Raw genomic sequence first — 2,732 nt, 5'->3', positions numbered from 1 at the left:
GGCGCGTAAACGCAAGCAGCAACCCCATCCCGATCGACAGCGCGATCATCGACGAGCCGCCATAGCTGATGAACGGCATCGTCATGCCCTTGGACGGCGCCAGGCCGGTGTTCACGGCCATCGAGATCAGCGCCTGCAACCCGAACTGGATGGCGAGGCCCGCCGAGGCCAGAACGCGAAATTCCTCCTGCTCGTCCAGCAACTTGACGAATACGCGCACGACCAGGGCGAGGAAGATCAGCGCGACGATCGCGCACGAAATCAGCCCGAATTCCTCGCCGATCACCGAGAAGACATAATCGGTATGCGCTTCGGGCAGGCGGTACTTCATCTGTCCCCCGCCGGGACCGGTGCCGAGCCAACCGCCGGCGGTCAGCGTCGCTCGCGCGGCATTGACCTGAAAATGGTCGGCGGCGTCGGTCGAATCGGGGAACAGGAAAGCGTCGATGCGGGTGCGCGCGGTCGAATAGAACAGATAGGCCGCGATCACGCCGGCCAGGGCGCCGCCGAACAGGCCCGCGATCGTCCGCCCGGAAATACCCGAGATGAGCAGCAGCGCGAGCCACACGGAGCAGAACACCACGGTCTGGCCGAAGTCGGGCTGGAGCATCAGCAAGGTGGCGATTATCGCCGTCAGGCCGCCGGTCAGCACCGCCAGCACCCCGCCCGACAGCCCCTGCTCCTTGTTCTTGAGCGACAACAACCAGGCGACGGTGACGATGAAGCAGGGTTTGACGAATTCGGACGGCTGGAATTGGGTGAACCCCAAGCCGAGCCAGCGCCGCGCGCCGTTCACTTCGACGCCGACCAGCGGGACCAGCGCCAGCATGAACAGGAATCCGGCGCAGCCGATCAGGGCCATGCGGCGCGCGGTATTGGTGGGCAGCATCGACACGATGAACAAGACCGGCAACGACACCGTCACCCACATCAATTGGCGCCAGAAATAATAGAGCGCCGGCATGTGGTGCGTGGCGTCCGACTAGCGCTGCGCCGAGGCCGGCGACGCCGCCGCCACAGCGACCAGCCCGATCGACATCAGGAACAGCGTCAGGATCAACAATACCCAGTCGATGTCCCAGAACCACGCGCCGAGCGGCGAGCGGTCGGCACGCCCGCCGCGCCGCGCGACCCGCGCCAGCAATCCTTCCCTGGCCGGCTGCGCGCTCACGGCAGCGCCTCGACCAGGCCGCGGAAGGTGTCGCCGCGCTCTTCATAGTCCCGGAACTGGTCGAACGACGCGCAGGCCGGCGACAGCAGCACGGTCTCGCCCGGCTCGGCATTGGCGTGCGCCGCCGCGACGGCATTGGCCAGCGTCTCGTAATAGCCGGTCACCAACTTGCCGTGCAGCATCTGGTAGAAAGCCGGCCCGGCCTCGCCGATCGTATAGACCATGCGGACGTGATCGAAATACGGCTCGCAGGCGTCGAGATTGTCGGTCTTGGCCTTGCCGCCGACGATCCAGTGGATGTTGTCGAACGCCGCGAGCGCGGGCGCGGTCGATTCCGGATTGGTCGCCTTGCTGTCGTTGATATAGGCCACGCCACCGACCGTGCCGACACGCTCCATACGGTGCGGCAAGCCCTTGAAGCTCTCGAGGCCGGCATCGATCGCCGCTTCGGGGACGCCCAGCGCCTGACAGGCGGCAATCGCCGCGAGCGCGTTCTGCGCGTTGTGCGGGCCCTGGAGCGACGGCCAGCGCGACTGGTCCATGCACGCGCCGGGCGCGATCTTGGTGAGATGCTCGCCGCGCGCCGACAGGCTCCGTGCGATCCTGGCCGAGGCGTCGTCGCCGATCCCGATCACCGCGTCGTGATCCTTCGACTGCATCGCGAACAGCCGCGCCTTGGACGCGGCATAAGCGCCGAACCCGTCATAGCGGTCGAGATGGTCGGGAGTGACGTTGAGCAGCACCGCGACGTCGCAATCGAGGCTGACGGTCAGGTCGATCTGGTAGCTCGACAATTCGAGCACATAGACGCCACCGACCGGCAACGACTCCTCGCCCAGGATCGGCAGCCCGATATTGCCGCCCATCCGCGCCGGGATGCCGGCGGTTTCGAGGATGTGGTGGATCAGCGCCGTGGTGGTCGACTTGCCGTTGGTGCCGGTGATGCCGACGACACGATGGGACCGCAAATACTCTCGTGCCTGCGCGAACAGCTCGATATCGCCGATGATCGGTACGCCGGCCTCGCGCGCCTTGGCTGCGATGGGGTGGCGGTTCAGCGGCACGCCCGGCGAGACGACGACGCCGGCGAAGCCGGTCAGGTCGATCTCGACTGGGTCGGCCATCTCAAGCGTACCGGGTTCATTGACGATCAGATCATCCAGCCAATCGTCGAAAACGGCTTTACGCTTCGTCTCGTCCTGATCCCACGTAACGACGTCCGCCCCCGACGCGAGCAACGCACGCACGGTCGCCGCGCCCGAGCGCGCCAGGCCGAGCACCGCGTAGCGTTTACCGCGCCAGGAGGGGCTGGTGATCACCGCAGTTTGAGCGTCGCCAGACCGGCGAGCGCGAGGACCAAAGCAACGATCCAGAAGCGGATCACGACGGTCGATTCGGGCCAGCCGAGCTGTTCGAAATGGTGGTGGATCGGCGCCATGCGGAACACGCGCTTGCCGGTGCGCTTGTAGACGAACACCTGGATGATGACGCTCATCGCCTCGACCACGAACAGCCCGCCGATGATGCCGAGCACGATCTCATGGTGCGCGGTGACCGCGAT

1 protein-coding gene and 2 pseudogenes are annotated in these 2,732 nt (G+C 66.1%); all 3 read right to left on the bottom strand.

The window, feature by feature from the left end:
* Positions 1-1,039 (bottom strand): annotated as a pseudogene (locus tag ACTHJR_RS04100) (peptidoglycan glycosyltransferase FtsW); the annotation flags it as partial.
* A gap of 128 nt (positions 1,040-1,167) precedes the next feature.
* Positions 1,168-2,490: a UDP-N-acetylmuramoyl-L-alanine--D-glutamate ligase gene (gene murD / locus ACTHJR_RS04095; protein WP_440521851.1), complete on the bottom strand. Its 1,323-nt coding sequence runs from the start codon at positions 2,488-2,490 to the stop codon at positions 1,168-1,170.
* Positions 2,487-2,732 (bottom strand): annotated as a pseudogene (gene mraY / locus ACTHJR_RS04090) (phospho-N-acetylmuramoyl-pentapeptide-transferase); the annotation flags it as partial. The gene murD and the pseudogene mraY, both read right to left, overlap by 4 nt.

The sequence above is a fragment of the Sphingomonas sp. genome, from assembly GCF_051962185.1.
Taxonomy (GTDB): domain Bacteria; phylum Pseudomonadota; class Alphaproteobacteria; order Sphingomonadales; family Sphingomonadaceae; genus Sphingomonas.
This window is presented reverse-complemented; position numbering and strand designations above follow the sequence as displayed.